This is a genomic window from Trinickia sp. (genome assembly GCF_057351765.1).
This window is the reverse complement of record NZ_JBMRBK010000058.1, coordinates 21,247-36,758: the sequence shown is the minus strand read 5'-3', so window position 1 is coordinate 36,758 and position 15,512 is coordinate 21,247. Positions and strand designations below refer to the sequence as shown.

Here is a 15,512-nt window from a genome sequence, read left to right as displayed (position 1 = left end):
CGCGCGCAACTTCAAGCAGTGGATGAGCAAGGGGCTCTATCTCGGCACGCTGATGGTCGGCATCGAGCAAAAGCTGTTCGGCGGCAACGTGCCGTGGACGCTCCATCACAAGCACCGCGATCACGAGATGCTCAAGCCCGCCGCGCAGTGCGCGCCGATCGCTTATCCGAGGCCCGATGGCAAACTCACGTTCGATCGGCTTTCGTCGGTCTTCCTGTCGAACACGAACCACGAAGAGAATCAGCCGGCGCATTTGACGCTGAAAGATCCGTCCGTGCCAGTGAACGTTAATCTGCATACCTACGCGGGGCCGGAGGGACGGTACTGCCCCGCCGCGGTGTACGAGTTCGTCAAAAACGACGACGGGAGCGACCGGCTCGTCATCAACGCCCAGAACTGCGTGCATTGCAAGACGTGCGATATAAAGGATCCGACGCAAAACATCGTCTGGGTCACGCCCGAAGGCGGCGGCGGGCCCAACTACGCGAATATGTGACGCGGTAAGGCGGCACGGACGATGTTCGTGCCGCACAGATGAAAACGGGCGCGGGTCCATCGAGACCCGCGCCCGTTCTTTTGTCACGGCCGAATCGCGCCGAGAACAGCCTGCAGACGATCAGGGTGCGCTTGCCGCAATCTTCGGTGTGGCGACGCTCACGTCGCCACACTGCGCGCGATGACGCAGCGCGTGATCGATCAGCACGAGCGCGAGCATCGCCTCGGCGATTGGCGTGGCGCGAATACCGACACAGGGGTCGTGCCGGCCGAAAGTCTCGACAACAGCCGGCTGCCCTGCTTTATCGATCGAGCGGCGCGGCGTGCGGATGCTCGACGTCGGCTTGATCGCGATCGACACCGTAATATCCTGGCCCGTCGAAATGCCGCCGAGAATGCCGCCGGCGCGATTGCCGACAAATCCCGCCGGCGTCAATTCGTCGCCATGCTCGGAACCGCGCTGCGCAACACTGGCGAAGCCCGCTCCGATCTCGACGCCCTTCACGGCATTGATGCCCATCATCGCATGCGCGATATCGGCATCGAGCCTGTCGAAGAGCGGTTCGCCGAGACCCACGGGAACGCCGCTCGCCACGACATTGATGCGTGCGCCGATCGAATCGCCCTCTTTGCGCAGCGCATCCATGTATTCCTCGAGCCTCGGTACGATGTCGGCATTGGGGACGAAGAACGGATTCTCGCGCACATGCGACCAATCGACGAACGGTACGTCGATTTCGCCCAGCGCGCTCATGTACCCGCGCACTTCGACGCCGAGCCGCTCGCTCAGCCATTTCTTCGCCACCGCGCCGGCCGCGACGGTCGGCGCGGTCAAACGGGCCGAGGAGCGGCCACCGCCGCGGTAGTCGCGCACGCCATACTTGTGCCAGTAGGTGTAATCGGCATGCCCGGGACGGAACGTCTCGGCGATGTTGCCGTAGTCCTTGCTGCGCTGATCGGTATTGCGGATCAGCAGGGCGATCGGTGCGCCCGTCGTCACGCCCTCGAACACGCCGGACAGAATCTCGACCTTGTCCTCTTCATGGCGTTGCGTCACATGCCGCGACGTGCCGGGCTTGCGGCGATCGAGCTCCAATTGGATATCGGCCTCGGTCAGCGCCATGCCGGGCGGACAGCCATCGACGACGCAGCCGATGGCCGGGCCATGCGATTCGCCGAACGTCGTAACGGTGAAGAGCGTGCCAAGAGTGTTGCCGGACATGGACGTGGCCTTACGAAAAATGCGGGAAAGACCGATATTATGCCCTGCCCGCGGCGCAAGCTTGGCACCGCATGCGGCGGCGCCATCGCGCGCGTGCCCCGACGTTTTATTTGCGCGGTCCCCGCAGGCCTGTCACGATGGTCTGCAGCGCCTCGGGCGTCGCGGCTGACGGCTCCATCGGCTCGCCAACGGCCAGGCTCAGGCGGCTCGTCATCCCCTTGCGCAGCGGCCGGGGCCAGCGCGCATCGGCGTGCCGCGAGAACACGCTGCCCCACAACCCACGCAGGGCCATGGGAATGACCGGCACGGGCGTACGCTCGACGATGCGCGTCACACCGTGGCGAAAAGCGTTGATCTCCCCCGTGGCCGTCAGCTTGCCTTCGGGAAAGATGCATACGAGGTCTCCCTGCGCGAGCGCCTCCGCACAAGCGTCGTATGCGCGCTCGAGCAGCGCCGCGTTCTCATGGGTCGGAGCGATCGGAATGGCCTTCGCATGACGAAAGACCCAGCCCGCGAACGGCGTTTCGAAAATGCGGTGATCCATGACGAAGCGGATCGGCCGCGGGCTGCCGGCCATGATGACGAGCGCATCGACATAGCTCACATGATTGCAGACGAGCACCGCCGGCCCTGTCTCCGGAATACGCTCCGCGTGCACGAGGCGAATCCGGTAGAAGGTATGCACGAGCACCCACGCGACGAAGCGCAGCAGGAACTCGGGCACGAGCGAATAGATGTAAATGGCCACCACGGCGTTGAGCAATGCCGTCGTCAGAAAGATACCGGGGATGCGCACGCCCAACGATGTCAACGCGATAGCCATCAGCGCCGATACCACCATGAAGAGCGCATTGAGAATGTTGTTGGCCGCGATGATCCGCGCGCGACGCGTGGGCTGGCTGCGGCTTTGAATCAGCGCATAGAGCGGTACGCTGTAAAAGCCGCCGAACATGGCGAGCAGGAACAGGTCCGCGAGGATACGCCAGTGCGCCGGGCGGCTCAGAAACTGGGCGACGTCGAGCAGATGTCCGGCGCTCGGCAAGGCGTGGCTCGCAAAATAAAGGTCGATGGCGAAAACGCTCATGCCGATCGAGCCGAGCGGCACGAGACCGACTTCGACGCGCCGGTTCGAGAGCCGCTCGCAAAGCAGCGAGCCGCCGCCGATACCGAGCGAAAACGTTGCGAGCAAAACGGTGACGACATCGGGATTGGCCGATAACACGTCCTTCGCGAAGCTGAAGAACGATGTCAGAAACGTTGCGCCGACAAACCAGAGCCATGAAATACCCAGCAGGCTCAGGAATACCGTTCGATTCTCGCGGGCCAGTGCGAGATTGCGCAGCGTCTCCGTGACCGGGTTCCAATTGATGCGCAGATCGGGCTGAGGCGCCGGTGTTGCCGGAACCGCACTCGATATGGCCCGCCCGGCACAGGCGACGGCCACGCAGACGACGGCGAGCACGAGCGCGCCGTGCGTGGCGAAAGCTGCGGCAACGCCTCCCACGATCGTGCCGATGAGAATGGCCACGAACGTACCCATCTCGACGAGCCCGTTTCCGCCGACGAGTTCCCGCTGATCGAGATGCTGGGGTAAATACGCATATTTGACGGGGCCGAACAACGTCGAATGCACGCCCATCAGAAACGTACACAGGTACAGCAGCACCGCATGATGAAGCGCGAATCCGGCGGCGCCCACCAGCATCACCGCGATTTCGAACGTTTTGACGAAGCGCGTCAGCGTCGCTTTATCGTATTTATCAGCGATTTGCCCCGACGTTGCGGAAAAAAGGACGAACGGCAAAATGAAGATCGCCGAAATCAGAAAAGCGGCCGTTTTTGCATCGACACCCGAAAACTGGGCCGTCTCGTACGTCACGAGCGACGTAAAGCCGACTTTGAATACGTTGTCATTCAGCGCCCCGAGAAACTGCGTCCAGAAAAACGGGGCGAAACGGCGCTCTTTGAGCAAACCGAACTGAGAATGTTCGTGACGCGGGGCTCGGCGCGCATCGGTCGCCATGGTCAACGGGCGTTCGCTCATGGATCGGGCTGCAGGGCGAGGCGATGTCGCGAAAATCGGACGATGGCTCGCATCGATTCGAAAAAAAAGCCGCGTTCAAAGAACGCAGCCGGCTCGTTGTGCGACGCAACAAGACCGGGGCGCGTCTTGTTGCCGTCTAGGCGTACGGGAAGCGGGAAGCGGGCGAACGGGCGCCGAAGCGCCTTAGCGCAATTCGCGCGACTCGCCCTCTTCCGGCCAATCCCGGATGTATGCCTTCAGCATACGATTTTCGAAGCTCTGTTCTTCGACAACCGCCTTGGCGACGTCGTAAAACGAAATGACCCCCATCAACGTGCGGTTCTCGAGCACCGGCAGGTAGCGCACGTGATGCTCGAGCATCATCCGGCGCACCTCGTCGACATCCGTTTCGGGGGTGCACGTGAGCGGGTGGTCGTCCATCACCTTGCGGATCATGCCGGAGCCTACGGTGCCGCCATTCTTGTTCAACGTGACGATGATTTCGCGAAACGTCAACATACCGACCAGATCGCCATGCTCCATGATCACGAGCGAACCGATGTCGTGCTCCGCCATCGTGGTCACCGCGGCTGTGAGCGGCGTATCGGGCGAAACGGTATAGAGCGTATTGCCCTTCACCTTCAAGATATCGCTGACCTTCATGGTTTGCCCCCTCCGGTTAAAGCCTCGTTTGATCGGTCGATCCTAGCGGAAAGCCCCTTAAAAGGAAAGCCGCACGCGCCGATTTCAGCCACCGGCGCGTGCGGACGGTCGCGCTCGCCGCCTCTTGAACGGGCGCGCCGCGATGGTACGATGGCCGTCACGCCACCCTTGCCGGACGAGCGTCCGGTCGCCGCCGATGTCCGCCAACCGATTCGACACACTCGCCGTTCATGCCGGCGCCGCGCCCGATGCGACAACCGGCGCGCGCGTCACGCCCATCCATCAAAGCGCGGCGTTCGTATTCCGCGACACGGATCACGCAGCGGCGCTGTTCGATATGGAACGCGCCGGGCACGTCTATTCGCGCATCTCCAACCCGACCGTCGCCGTTTTCGAAGAGCGTGTCGCCGCGCTCGAAAACGGCGCGGGCGCGATCGGCACGGCCAGCGGGCAAGCCGCCCTGCATCTGGCCATCGCCACGTTGATGGGCGCCGGCGCCCATATCGTCGCCTCGAACGCGCTTTACGGCGGCTCGCACAATCTGCTGCACTACACGCTGCCGCGCTTCGGCATCGAAACGACGTTCGTCGAGCCGCGCGATATCGATGCCTGGCGCGCCGCGCTGCGGCCCAACACCCGCCTCCTCTTCGGCGAGACACTGGGCAATCCGGGCCTCGACGTGCTCGACATTGCCACGCTGGCGCATCTCGCGCACGAGCACCGGGTGCCGCTGCTGGTGGACTCCACGTTCACGACGCCCTACCTGCTCAAACCGTTCGAGCATGGCGCCGATTTCGTCTATCACTCGGCGACCAAATTCCTGGGCGGACACGGCACGACGATCGGCGGGGTACTCGTCGACAGCGGCGCCTTCGACTTCGTCGCATCGGGCCGCTTTCCCGAATTCACCGAGCCGTACGAGGGCTTCCATGGCATGGTCTTCGCCGAAGAGAGCACCGTCGCGCCGTTTTTGCTGCGCGCGCGCCGCGAAGGCCTGCGCGACTTCGGCGCCACGCTGCACCCGCAAGCCGCGTGGCAACTGCTGCAGGGCATCGAAACGCTGCCGCTGCGGATGGACAGGCACGTGGCCAATACGCGCAAGGTCGTCGAATTCCTGGCCTCGCATGCGGGCGTTGCATCGATTGCCTATCCGGAGCTGCCCTCGCATGCGGACTACGCGCTCGCGCAGCGCCTGCTGCCGCGCGGCGCGGGCGCCGTGGTCAGCTTCGATCTGCGCGGCGATCGCGCCGCCGGCCGGCGCTTCATCGAAGCCCTCACACTGTTTTCCCACCTCGCGAATGTCGGCGACGTGCGCTCGCTCGTGATTCATCCGGCTTCGACGACGCACTTTCGCATGGACGCCGCGGCGCTCGCGGCAGCGGGCATCCGGGAAGGCACCATTCGCCTGTCGATCGGGCTGGAAGATCCGGACGATCTCATCGACGATCTCAAACGTGCGCTCAAGGCAGCCGGCAAGTCCGGCTCGGGACCCGATGCGGGCCGTGGCGCGTCAAAAAAGGAGTCGGCATGATCGTCGACGTCCTGGGCAAACGGGCTTATGCCTATACCGGCGGCAGGCCGTTCGATCCAGCACTGCCGAGCGCCGTCTTCGTTCATGGCGCCCAGCACGACCACAGCGTCTGGGCGCTACAGAGCCGGTACTTTGCGCACCACGGCTTCAATGCGCTCGCCGTCGATCTGCCGGGCCACTGCCGCAGCGCCGGGCCGGCGGCCAAGAGCATCGGCGCGCTCGCCGATTGGCTCGCGGCGTTCCTCGACACGCTGGGCGTGACATCGGCGTTCGTGGCTGGGCACAGCATGGGTTCGCTCGTGGCATTGGACTTCGCCGGCCGTTATCCGACCCGCGCCGCGCGCGTGGCGCTCGTCGCCACAGCCGTGCCGATGACCGTTTCCGACGCGTTGCTGGACGCCGCGCTCCACCGCGAAGCCGAAGCGATCGCGCTCGTCAATCGCTGGTCGCATTCGACGATTGCCGCCAAGCCGTCCTGCCCGGGCCCTGGTTTTTGGCTGCACGGGGTGAACCAGCGCCTGATGGAGCGCGTGGCCGCGGCCGGCGAGCCGGGGCTCTTCCACACCGATTTTTCCGCCTGCAACGGCTACGCGGAAGGGCTGGAGCGCGCTGGGCAACTGCGCTGCCCGGTACGGCTCGTGCTCGGTTCGAAGGACGCGATGACGCCACCGAAGGCCGCGCGCGGACTGGTCGAAGCGCTTGCCGCGGCCGGTGCGCAGTTCGAAGCGGTCACGCTCGATGCCGGCCATGCATTGATGTCCGAGGCACCCGATGCGACCCTGGAAGCGCTCTTCGCGTTTGCGCGGCCGCTCCAGGCATCACCACCGTCCTGATCGTTGCGGAGGTAGCTACCATGGTTCACGGCACGCATGCGACTCGTTTTACGAGCTTCGCGCAGTTCTACCCGTTCTACCTCGGCGAGCATCGCAACACGACTTGCCGAAGGCTGCATTTCATCGGCTCTCTAGGGGTAATCGGCTGCGTCGCCATGGCCATCGCGACGGGAAGCTGGTTCTGGCTGCCGGGCGCACTCGTGTGCGGATATGGGTTCGCCTGGGTCGGCCACTTTTTCTTCGAAAAGAACCGGCCCGCCACCTTCAGTCATCCGCTCTACAGCCTGATGGGCGACTGGGTGATGTTCAAGGACATTTGCACAGGCAAGATCCGGCTCTAGCTTTGCGTCAATCGGAAGGACGCTCCGCGTCCTGGCGCCCAGTGGGCGGCGCGAGGATCAACTCTGCGTCGTCGATGACGTAGCTGACATGACGGTAATCGCGTATGAAGCTGATCCGGCCGTCGAGCCATTCCAGCCACATGAAATAGTCGGGCGCGACGCTCGTCCGGGTTGAAAAGACAGCAACGACTTCCCGTCCGCCAAGCCACGCCGGCACGAGCCACAAGCCTTCGATCGTCGCATAGATGCTGAAAAACCTTCCGACGTCAGCCGATCCGACGCGAACCGGATAACTGGACTGATGCAGTTTCACGTCGTCGGCGAGGAGCGCGCGCAGACCGTCCCAATCGCGCCCATTGAACAGCGAGACGTAACGCGCCAACGCCTCCGATACCGGCTTGGCGGCCACCGGCTCGTCTGCTGCAGCACTCGCATTGATCTCGCGAAGTCGAGCGCGGCCGCGCGACAGATGTGCCTTCACAGAGTCGATCGTCAGATCGAGCAAAGCAGCGATATCGGCCAGCGGCTCATCGAGGACATCCTTGAGGATGATCACGCTACGCTGGGCGACAGGCAGTTCCGTGAATCGCGAAACCGCCGAACCGATCGCCTGCTGCAGCATAAGTCTCTCCACGGGATCCTCGATGGTGTCGTCCGCGACTTCATCGGCAGCATCTATCGGCTCCGTCGCTCGCAGCGCACGGCTGCGCAGCAGGTCCAATGCCCGGTTATGCGCGACGCGAAAAAGCCAGGCGCGCAACGTCCTGACGTCCTGCTGCTTTTCGTCGATGGCGATCAATGCGCTCGTCAGGGCGTCCTGTACGACGTCCTCGCCCTCGATGACCGAGCCCATCAGGCGCGCGCAGTATCGATGAAGCTCCGGGCGCCACTCCTCCGCCGCTGCGAGCAACTCGGACCGCAGCGCGCTTTGTGCCGGGCTCTGGCCTTCCTTCAACCTGTCGCTCCTTCCATCACGGTGACACCGTCATCGCCGTTGAGGCCGAATACGATGTCCTCGGCGTACCGAGGATCCTCCAGCACCGATACGACACGGTCTCCAAAGACCCTGGGCGGCATCGGCGCTCCGAAGCGGGCAACGAACTCCTCGGGCGTGATTCCCATTGAACTTGCATAGACACCTGCAGCCGCGTCCCCAATGCCGGTGCCAAGGACCATCTGGCGCGGAAGGATCGCCTGGAACTGAATTCCGAGATTCTTCTCCTTTGAGACCCCGTTCGCGTATTTCGCCATGAACCATAGCATGCGCTTGGAACCGCCGTAGCCGCCCGACATCTGGGAACCGCTGACGGCCGCGCCGCTCGATCCGACCAGCACGCGGCTGCCAGGATTCAGCGGAGCATTGAGTGCCGCCTGAAGCCAGAATAGGCCGCCCTTGACGTCCGTTTCCCAGGCCACGGAGAAGTCCTTCCAGCTCAGCTGGTCCAGCCGCCCCATGCGCGGGAGGGCACCAGCGTTCAGGACGAGGACATCGGGGCGCACGTCCCCGACGATCCGATGTGCCGCCGCCTCGTCGGTAATGTCGGCCGCGATCGTTGCCACGCCAAGACGCGTTGCGACAGCATCGAGGCCATCCCTACCGCGCGCCACGACCGTCACCTTCGCCTGTCGCTCGACGAGCGCTTCGACCAGACCCAGGCCAAGACCCCGGCTTCCACCGGTGACGACGACGCTCTTGTTTCTCAGGTTCATCACGGTCCTCCATCGTTTAGATACTGATAAGACGATGGAGCGACACGAAAAGAGTCAGCTAGCGGCGCAGCGCGCAAACACGCACGCAGTACGCCCCGCCTCAAGTGGCGTGGCGAGGCGAACCCGACAAGACACGCGAGCGGCCAGCCTGGAAGGCCTCGCGGGCCTCGCGCGCCGCAAGCAGCGTGGCGAGCGAAATCTCGAGTCTGTCGTTGCCGAGCGCCGCGAGTAAAGCGTCGCCATCGACGCGCGTCGACTCGAGCCGCAACTGATATTCGAGCTCGGTGCGATCGATCACGAAAACGTCGAATAGCCGCGCCACGGTGATATGCGCCGGGTTGACGAGCAACGCGTAGCGTGGCTGACCATCCGCGCCTTCGTCGGCCAGCCGCGTGATCCATTGATGGCGGCTCAGCTTGCCGACGATCCGCGTGGCCGTATCCAGATCGCACCGCAGCATGCGCGCCAGTTCCATCACGGTCAGCCCCGCAGCGCCATGGTCGCGTGCATCGCTCAGGCGCGCGAGAATCTCGAGCGCATCGAGCAGGTCTCCGCCCGCGTAGTCGCGCCGGTGGAACTGGCCGGCGCGGATAGCGGGCAGCGCCGAGACGATCGTCGCACCCGCGAGCGTGATGAACCAGCTCAGATAAACCCATATCAGGAACATGGGCACCGTCGCGAAAGCGCCATAGACCGCCGTATAGGTCGGGATGCGCCGGACGTAGAAGCCGAAGCCGCGCTTCGCGAGTTCGAACGCGATGGCGGCGCATAATCCGCCCACCACGGCATCGCGCCACTGCACACTGCAGTTGGGCAGGTACACGTAGAGCATGGTGAAGGCCAGCCCGGTCAGCGGCAGCGCGGCCCCCGAAAGCGCCCATTCGATCAGCGGCGAGACGTAGCCGTTCGCCAACGAGTTCGATTGCGTGAAAAGGTGCGAGGTAATCGACAAGCTCACACCGATCAGCAACGGTCCCAGCGTGATGATCGCCCAGTAGACGAGCACGCGCTGTGCGAACGGACGCGGTTTGGGCACGCGCCATATGAGGTTGAAGGCCGATTCGACGGTCATCATCGTCATGACGGACGTGACGAACAGCACGATCATCCCCGCCGTCGTCAGTCCCTTCGCTTTCGAGGCGAACTGATTCAGGTAGCGAAAGATCTGGCTGTTGATCTGGTCCGGCATCAAGTGCTGGGCAAGGAACGTCTGCAGCGAAGCCTGAAACGTCGAAAAAATGGGAAACGCCGTAAAAAGCGCGAACGCTACCGTGGCGAGCGGAACGATCGCCAGCATCGTCGTGAACGTCAAGCTGCCGGCCACCTGCGCAATGCGGTCCTCGCTGCTGCGCTTGGCGGCAAATCGCGCGAGGCGTTTGACGGTATTCAGATCGACACTCAATTTTTTCGGCAAGAAATTCTCCGTCGTGGGGGGCGCATCGTGGGGCGCCGGCACGGGCTGTCCGTCCGCCACCGGCCGCTCGAATACTCTCATGCCCCTATAATAGGCCGCTCATAAAAGCGTCCCATGAAAGACATCCTCGTACTTTATTACAGCCGGCACGGCGCCACCCGCGAATTGGCGCTCGCGATCGCGCAAGGCGTCGACAGCGTCGCGGGCATGCAGGCTCGCATTCGCACCGTGCCAAGCGTTTCGCCCCTCAGCGAAGCCACCGAACCGCCGATACCTGCGGATGGCCCGCCTTACGCCGAGCCGCGGGATCTCGAAGAATGCGTGGGTCTCGCACTCGGCTCGCCGACCCGCTTCGGCAATATGGCCGCCTCGCTCAAGTATTTTCTCGACGGCACCACGCCCCAATGGCTGAGCGGCGCGCTGGCCGGCAAACCGGCTTGCGTCTTCACGTCGACGGGGAGTCTGCACGGCGGGCAGGAAACGACGCTGCTTTCGATGATGCTGCCGCTTTTACATCACGGCATGCTGCTCGTGGGCATTCCTTATACCGAAAGCGCGCTGTCCGCGACGCAAAGCGGCGGTACGCCCTATGGCGCCTCGCACGTGTCCGGCGCGGGCGCCCGCGAATCGTCGCTTTCGCCGCACGAGAAAACGCTGGCCACCGCACTTGGCGCGCGCGTCGCGCGAACGGCGGCCCTGCTCGGCGGCCGTCCATGAGCGGCACTCCGACTTCCGACGAGAAATCGGCTCGAGCTGCGGCTAGCCCGGCGGGTGCGCACGGCGCATACGCCGTCGGGGCGGCGGTGGCGCTCGTCGCGCTGATCGCGCTGACGCTCGCCTGGGAGCGCTGGCTCGCGCCGTTGCGCCCCGGCGGCTCGGCCCTCGTACTCAAGGCGCTGCCGCTCGCTGCCGCGCTGCCCGGCGTGCTGCGCCGGCGTCTTTACACGTTGCAGTGGGCGTCGATGCTGATCCTGCTCTATTTCGCAGAAGGCATCGTGCGAGGCATGAGCGATGCGGGACGTTCAGCGATGCTGGGCTGGCTCGAAACGGCATTGTCGGTCGTGTTTCTCGCTTGCGCGCTCGCTTACGTCGCGCCGTTCAAGCGGGCAGCGCGCCAATCCAGGCAAAGGTCATCATGAGCGATTCCACTTCTTCATCCGACTTCGTCGCCGCTTGCCGGCAAGCCATCGGCGAGGCTTACGTCCTTACCGACCCGCACGACACCGCCGCTTACCTGACCGATTGGCGCCGGCGCTATTCGGGCGCGAGTTGCGCGGTGCTGCGCCCGGGCACGACCGAAGAAGTGGCGGCGCTCGTGCGCCTTGCGGCCTCGCACCGCATCGCGCTCGTGCCGCAAGGCGGCAATACGGGACTTGCGGGCGGTGCAACGCCGGATACGAGCGGCAAGCAGGCCGTCATCAGCCTCACTCGTCTCACGCGTGTGCGCGCGATCGATACGCAAAACGACACGATCACGGTCGAAGCCGGCGTCGTTCTGGCCGACGTACAGGCCCGCGCGCGCGAAGCCGGCCGGCTGTTCTCGCTGAGTCTCGCGGCCGAGGGCAGTTGCACGATCGGCGGAAATCTGTCGACCAATGCCGGCGGCACGGGCGTGCTGCGGTACGGCAATGCGCGCGAGCTATGCCTGGGATTGGAGGTCGTCACGCCCCAAGGCGAGATATGGAACGGCCTGCGGGGCCTGCGCAAGGACAACACCGGCTACGACTTGCGCGACCTCTACATCGGCTCGGAGGGGACGCTCGGGATCATCACCGCGGCCGTCATGAAGCTGCATCCGCTGCCCGCCGCGCAAGTGACCGCGCTCGCGGCGGTGGCGTCGCCGGACGCCGCGCTCGAATTCCTCTCGCTCGCGCGACGTACCGCCGGTGCGTTGCTGACAGGCTTCGAGCTGATGTCGGATTTCTGCCTTCGGCTCGTGGGCAAGCACTTTCCGCAGCTTCGCTATCCGTTCGACGCGTCGCACCCGCAAACGGTCTTGCTCGAACTCTCCGACGGCGAAAGCGAAGCGCACGCACGCGGACTCTTCGAGCAGATGATGGAAACGGCGCTCGATGCCGGGCTAGTGGAAGATGCGGTGGTCGCGGAGAATCTCACGCAGTCGCGCGCGTTCTGGGCATTGCGCGAACACATCCCGCTCGCACAGGCCGAAGAAGGACTGAACATCAAGCACGACATCGCGGTGCCGATCTCGCGCATCGGCACGTTCATCGCCGAAACCGACGCCGCGATTGCGGCTGCCATTCCCGGCGCGAGGATGGTGACGTTCGGGCACCTCGGCGACGGCAACCTGCATTACAACGTCCAGGCGCCCGAAGGCGGAGATGCGAAGGCCTTTCTCGCCCGGTATCAAGCGGCAATCAACCGGCTTGTCTACGATAGCGTGGCTCGCCATCATGGCAGTATCAGCGCCGAACACGGTCTCGGGCAGCTCAAAGTGGAAGAAGCCGCGCACTACAAGTCGCCGGTCGAACTCTCGCTCATGCGGGCGGTGAAACATGCGCTCGATCCGCTCGGCCTGATGAATCCCGGCAAGGTGCTACGCTAGCGTAGAACGCAAGAGGCATCCCGTGAAAATCCGCGTACTGTCAGATCTGCACCTCGAATGCGACGAGCCGGAGGCGATCCCGCACGCCGACGCGGACCTCGTCGTGCTTGCCGGCGACATTCACAATCACGCCGAAGGGATACGCTGGGCCGCGCAGACGTTCGATCCCGATACGCCCATCATCTACGTGCCGGGCAATCACGAGTACTACGACGGCGAATTCGGCGCCCTGGAGACGGCCATGCGCGACGCGGCCGCGAGCGTCGACAACCTCCACTATCTCAACAATGCAGTGTGGGTTGCCCCCTCCGGCCGCTGGCGCGTGCTCGGCACGACCTTGTGGACCGATTTCGAACTTTTCGGCGCAAGCGAAGCGGCGCTCGCCGCCTCGTTCGCCGCCTGCGAAACAGTGTTGCTCGATTTTCGTGGGCCGATACAGGTGGCCTGGTCGACCGATACTGCCGCGAACGATGGCCCTGCACGCTTGTTCACGGTGGACGATGCGCTGGCGCTGCACCGGCACGCACGCGCCTGGCTCGAGCAGGAGCTTGCCGAGCCGTTCGACGGTACGACGATCGTCGTAACCCATCACGCACCGCATCGCGCGAGCCTCGCTGAGCGTTATGCCACCGATCTCGCATCGGCCGGGTTCATCAACCATCTGCCCATGCTCGTGCGCGAGCCGGTGGCGCTGTGGATTCATGGCCACACGCACACGGCGTTCGACTACGTGACCGACGGCACGCGAGTCGTCTGCAATCCGCGCGGCTATCTCGACCGGCGCACACGCGGGCTCGAAAACCCGCACTTCGCGTGGGACAAGATCGTCGAGATTCCTACGCTCGCTTGAGATGCCGCGGAGTGCGCAGCGGCGCACGCGCCGCTCAAGTTTCGGCACGCACTTGCGTCACCGGCATCGGAATGCGCACTTCGATCGTTGTGCCCTGCCCCGGCGCGCTTTCGATACGGAGCTTGCCATCGACGAGATAGGCTCGCTCGCGTAACCCTGCGAGGCCGAACGAAGTGGGCTTGCGCCGCGCCAGCGGCTCGAAGCCGACACCGTTGTCCCGGACCCGCAACACTACCTGCCCGTTCTCGCGAAGAAGACTGACCCACGCACGCGTCGCCTGTGCGTGCCGCGCGACATTGGTCAGCGACTCCTGCACGATCCGATACGCTGTCGACGCATACGGTTCGTCGAGGTCGAAATCGACAGGCTCGACAATGAGCTCGCAATCGATACCGTGCCGTTGCTCGAACGCCTCGGTCAGCCATTGCACGGCGGCGGCCAAACCCAGATCGTCCAACATCGCCGGTCGGAGATCCGAGGCGATGCGACGCGTCGAAGTCACCGCCTCGTCGACGAGCGAGCGCATGTCGGCAAGCTTGGGCAGCGGCAAACCGCTGGCGGTCGTTTGTTGTTCGCCGAGTCGATCCATCTCGAGGCGCAGGGTGGCGAGCGTTTGCGCCAGCTCATCGTGAAGCTCGCGCGCGATGCGGCGCTTTTCCTGCTCGCGTGCCGATGAGCTGATCGCCGCAAGCTCTCGCAACTCCGCCTGCGACCGCCTGAGCGCGTGCTCGGCACGCTTGCGGTCGGAGACCTCGCGCATGAGATCGCGATTCGATGCGGCGAGTGCCGACGTGCGCGCCGCAACCCGCTTTTCAAGCAACGCCTTGGCCTCGTTCAGCTCCGCTGTGCGCTGCTGCACGAGGCGCCGTTCGGCGCGTTCGCGGTCGAAGGCGCGTACGACGCGCGCGTACAGCTTGACGTTCTCGAAGGTGAGCGCCACGAGCACGAAGCTCGCGGCAAGCAGCCCATAGATGCGACCGGCGTAGAACCCGAGGTCGAAGCGGCGATGATTGAGTGCCGCCGATAGCGCGATGTCGAAGAGCCAGGCGCATAGGACGACCATGAGCCACAGGTCGAGCACCGAGCGCGGCCGGCGGCGAATAACGGTGACGAGCGCGGCGAGCGTCAACGCGCCGACCGTGGCGATCGCGCTGATATAGGCGGACGTGTACAACTCGTGATCGAGAATCGGCGGCAGCCGCTCATGACCTGCCGTGGTCAAGACGACCACCGCGCCCACGGCAAACAGAATCACGAGGCAGCATTTGGCGACGGGCGCGAACAACCCGCCTGTCGTGTCGCGCACCGGCGATGGCTCAGGCGGCGCTTGCCGCGCATAGATGATGACCGCCGTCGGAAAACCGGCGTGCCAGAACATGTAAAGCCATGCTGTAGTTTGCGGACCGGCGCCGAGCAGTCCGTCGGGCGCAAAAAGCCCGGGAAACGTCAGCATGTGCGCAACCGCAGCCAACGACGTCAGCAAGTAGCCGCTCGCCAGCACCAACAGCGAGCGCGAGCGAAGAATCTTGTACTGGCCGATCAAAAGCGCCGCGGTCAGCCAATCGCTGATGATCAGTGCGGACTCGTAGATGGGGATGAATGGCCAAACCTTCGCGAGCTGGACCTTTGCAAACGGTACGGCGGCGAGGAAAAACGCGGCCGAGACCAGAACCACGGCGAGAGCGACCTGTCTGTCGCGCGGTTCCGGCCGCAAGGTCGAGAGAAACACCTGTGCTTCGTCCGGCGATTCGCCCACGCTCGTCTCCCGCGTTGGATGGCGCGGCGCCGCCTCGACGCGCGCGTATTCGTATTATGGGATGGGATCGGCGAGTCGCAAAGGGAACATCAGGGAGGAGGCGGAAAA

15 protein-coding genes are annotated in these 15,512 nt (G+C 64.3%); 8 read left to right on the top strand and 7 right to left on the bottom strand.

Going from position 1 to position 15,512, the window contains the following annotated elements:
- The coding region (locus tag ACO1XS_RS15715; protein WP_331567388.1) for a 4Fe-4S dicluster domain-containing protein at positions 1 to 496 on the top strand (496 nt) is incomplete at its 5' end.
- Positions 497 to 616: 120 nt separating this feature from the next.
- Here the strand turns inward: ACO1XS_RS15715 and aroC are convergent.
- The 3 genes from aroC to ACO1XS_RS15700 form a co-directional block, all read right to left on the bottom strand.
- The gene (gene aroC / locus ACO1XS_RS15710) at positions 617 to 1,717 is read right to left on the bottom strand and encodes a chorismate synthase (protein WP_331567386.1); all 1,101 of its coding nucleotides are present in this window, start codon (positions 1,715 to 1,717) and stop codon (positions 617 to 619) included.
- 106 nt (positions 1,718 to 1,823) lie between these two features.
- On the bottom strand, positions 1,824 to 3,761 hold the full coding sequence (locus ACO1XS_RS15705) for an MFS transporter (protein WP_331567384.1): 1,938 nt from the start codon (positions 3,759 to 3,761) through the stop codon (positions 1,824 to 1,826).
- A gap of 183 nt (positions 3,762 to 3,944) precedes the next feature.
- Complete coding sequence (locus ACO1XS_RS15700; RefSeq protein ID WP_331567382.1) at positions 3,945 to 4,403, bottom strand: CBS domain-containing protein; 459 nt, start codon at positions 4,401 to 4,403, stop codon at positions 3,945 to 3,947.
- Between the two features lie 196 nt (positions 4,404 to 4,599).
- Between ACO1XS_RS15700 and ACO1XS_RS15695 the strand changes: the two genes are divergently transcribed.
- From ACO1XS_RS15695 to ACO1XS_RS15685, 3 genes are read left to right on the top strand one after another with little or no spacing between them, the layout of a single operon-like run.
- On the top strand, positions 4,600 to 5,934 hold the full coding sequence (locus ACO1XS_RS15695; RefSeq protein ID WP_486391124.1) for an O-acetylhomoserine aminocarboxypropyltransferase: 1,335 nt from the start codon (positions 4,600 to 4,602) through the stop codon (positions 5,932 to 5,934).
- Positions 5,931 to 6,767: an alpha/beta fold hydrolase gene (locus ACO1XS_RS15690; RefSeq protein WP_331567378.1), complete on the top strand. Its 837-nt coding sequence runs from the start codon at positions 5,931 to 5,933 to the stop codon at positions 6,765 to 6,767. Before ACO1XS_RS15695 ends, ACO1XS_RS15690 begins: the two co-directional genes overlap by 4 nt.
- 20 nt (positions 6,768 to 6,787) lie before the next feature.
- On the top strand, positions 6,788 to 7,108 hold the full coding sequence (locus tag ACO1XS_RS15685) for an Mpo1-like protein (RefSeq protein ID WP_331567376.1): 321 nt from the start codon (positions 6,788 to 6,790) through the stop codon (positions 7,106 to 7,108).
- Between the two features lie 7 nt (positions 7,109 to 7,115).
- On the opposite strand, the gene ACO1XS_RS15680 is transcribed toward ACO1XS_RS15685, so the two are convergent.
- The 3 genes from ACO1XS_RS15680 to ACO1XS_RS15670 all read right to left on the bottom strand — a co-directional run bounded on the left by ACO1XS_RS15680 (position 7,116) and on the right by ACO1XS_RS15670 (position 10,220).
- Positions 7,116 to 8,063, bottom strand: a complete 948-nt coding sequence (locus tag ACO1XS_RS15680; protein ID WP_331567374.1) for a sigma-70 family RNA polymerase sigma factor — start codon at positions 8,061 to 8,063, stop codon at positions 7,116 to 7,118.
- Positions 8,060 to 8,818 (bottom strand): SDR family NAD(P)-dependent oxidoreductase, encoded by a 759-nt coding sequence (locus ACO1XS_RS15675; RefSeq protein ID WP_331567372.1) that lies wholly within the window; start codon positions 8,816 to 8,818, stop codon positions 8,060 to 8,062. Before ACO1XS_RS15675 ends, ACO1XS_RS15680 begins: the two co-directional genes overlap by 4 nt.
- Positions 8,819 to 8,918: 100 nt before the next feature.
- On the bottom strand, positions 8,919 to 10,220 hold the full coding sequence (locus ACO1XS_RS15670; protein WP_414720172.1) for a YihY family inner membrane protein: 1,302 nt from the start codon (positions 10,218 to 10,220) through the stop codon (positions 8,919 to 8,921).
- 126 nt (positions 10,221 to 10,346) lie between these two features.
- On the opposite strand from ACO1XS_RS15670, the gene wrbA reads away from it, so the two are divergent.
- Genes wrbA through ACO1XS_RS15650 form a run of 4 tightly spaced genes read left to right on the top strand, consistent with a single transcriptional unit; the run spans position 10,347 to position 13,648 of the window.
- A complete protein-coding gene (gene wrbA, locus ACO1XS_RS15665; protein ID WP_331567368.1) occupies positions 10,347 to 10,949 on the top strand; it encodes an NAD(P)H:quinone oxidoreductase in 603 nt (200 codons plus the stop codon).
- Complete coding sequence (locus ACO1XS_RS15660) at positions 10,946 to 11,371, top strand: DUF2069 domain-containing protein (RefSeq protein ID WP_486391123.1); 426 nt, start codon at positions 10,946 to 10,948, stop codon at positions 11,369 to 11,371. Before wrbA ends, ACO1XS_RS15660 begins: the two co-directional genes overlap by 4 nt.
- Complete coding sequence (locus tag ACO1XS_RS15655) at positions 11,368 to 12,798, top strand: FAD-binding oxidoreductase (protein ID WP_486391122.1); 1,431 nt, start codon at positions 11,368 to 11,370, stop codon at positions 12,796 to 12,798. The genes ACO1XS_RS15660 and ACO1XS_RS15655 overlap by 4 nt, the downstream gene beginning before the upstream one ends.
- A gap of 22 nt (positions 12,799 to 12,820) precedes the next feature.
- Positions 12,821 to 13,648, top strand: a complete 828-nt coding sequence (locus tag ACO1XS_RS15650) for a metallophosphoesterase (RefSeq protein ID WP_486391121.1) — start codon at positions 12,821 to 12,823, stop codon at positions 13,646 to 13,648.
- A gap of 34 nt (positions 13,649 to 13,682) precedes the next feature.
- Here ACO1XS_RS15650 and ACO1XS_RS15645 read toward each other — a convergent pair whose 3' ends face one another.
- Positions 13,683 to 15,404 (bottom strand): sensor histidine kinase, encoded by a 1,722-nt coding sequence (locus ACO1XS_RS15645; RefSeq protein WP_331567360.1) that lies wholly within the window; start codon positions 15,402 to 15,404, stop codon positions 13,683 to 13,685.
- Positions 15,405 to 15,512 lie beyond the last annotated feature (108 nt).

Excerpts from the sequence above, each read along its gene's own strand:
- aroC (WP_331567386.1), bottom strand. The coding sequence starts at position 1,717 with ATGTCCGGCAACACTCTTGGCACGCTCTTCACCGTTACGACGTTCGGC.
- ACO1XS_RS15705 (WP_331567384.1), bottom strand. The coding sequence starts at position 3,761 with ATGAGCGAACGCCCGTTGACCATGGCGACCGATGCGCGCCGAGCCCCG.
- ACO1XS_RS15700 (WP_331567382.1), bottom strand. The coding sequence starts at position 4,403 with ATGAAGGTCAGCGATATCTTGAAGGTGAAGGGCAATACGCTCTATACC.
- ACO1XS_RS15695 (WP_486391124.1), top strand. The coding sequence starts at position 4,600 with ATGTCCGCCAACCGATTCGACACACTCGCCGTTCATGCCGGCGCCGCG.
- ACO1XS_RS15690 (WP_331567378.1), top strand. The coding sequence starts at position 5,931 with ATGATCGTCGACGTCCTGGGCAAACGGGCTTATGCCTATACCGGCGGC.
- ACO1XS_RS15685 (WP_331567376.1), top strand. The coding sequence starts at position 6,788 with ATGGTTCACGGCACGCATGCGACTCGTTTTACGAGCTTCGCGCAGTTC.
- ACO1XS_RS15675 (WP_331567372.1), bottom strand. The coding sequence starts at position 8,818 with ATGAACCTGAGAAACAAGAGCGTCGTCGTCACCGGTGGAAGCCGGGGT.
- wrbA (WP_331567368.1), top strand. The coding sequence starts at position 10,347 with ATGAAAGACATCCTCGTACTTTATTACAGCCGGCACGGCGCCACCCGC.
- ACO1XS_RS15660 (WP_486391123.1), top strand. The coding sequence starts at position 10,946 with ATGAGCGGCACTCCGACTTCCGACGAGAAATCGGCTCGAGCTGCGGCT.
- ACO1XS_RS15655 (WP_486391122.1), top strand. The coding sequence starts at position 11,368 with ATGAGCGATTCCACTTCTTCATCCGACTTCGTCGCCGCTTGCCGGCAA.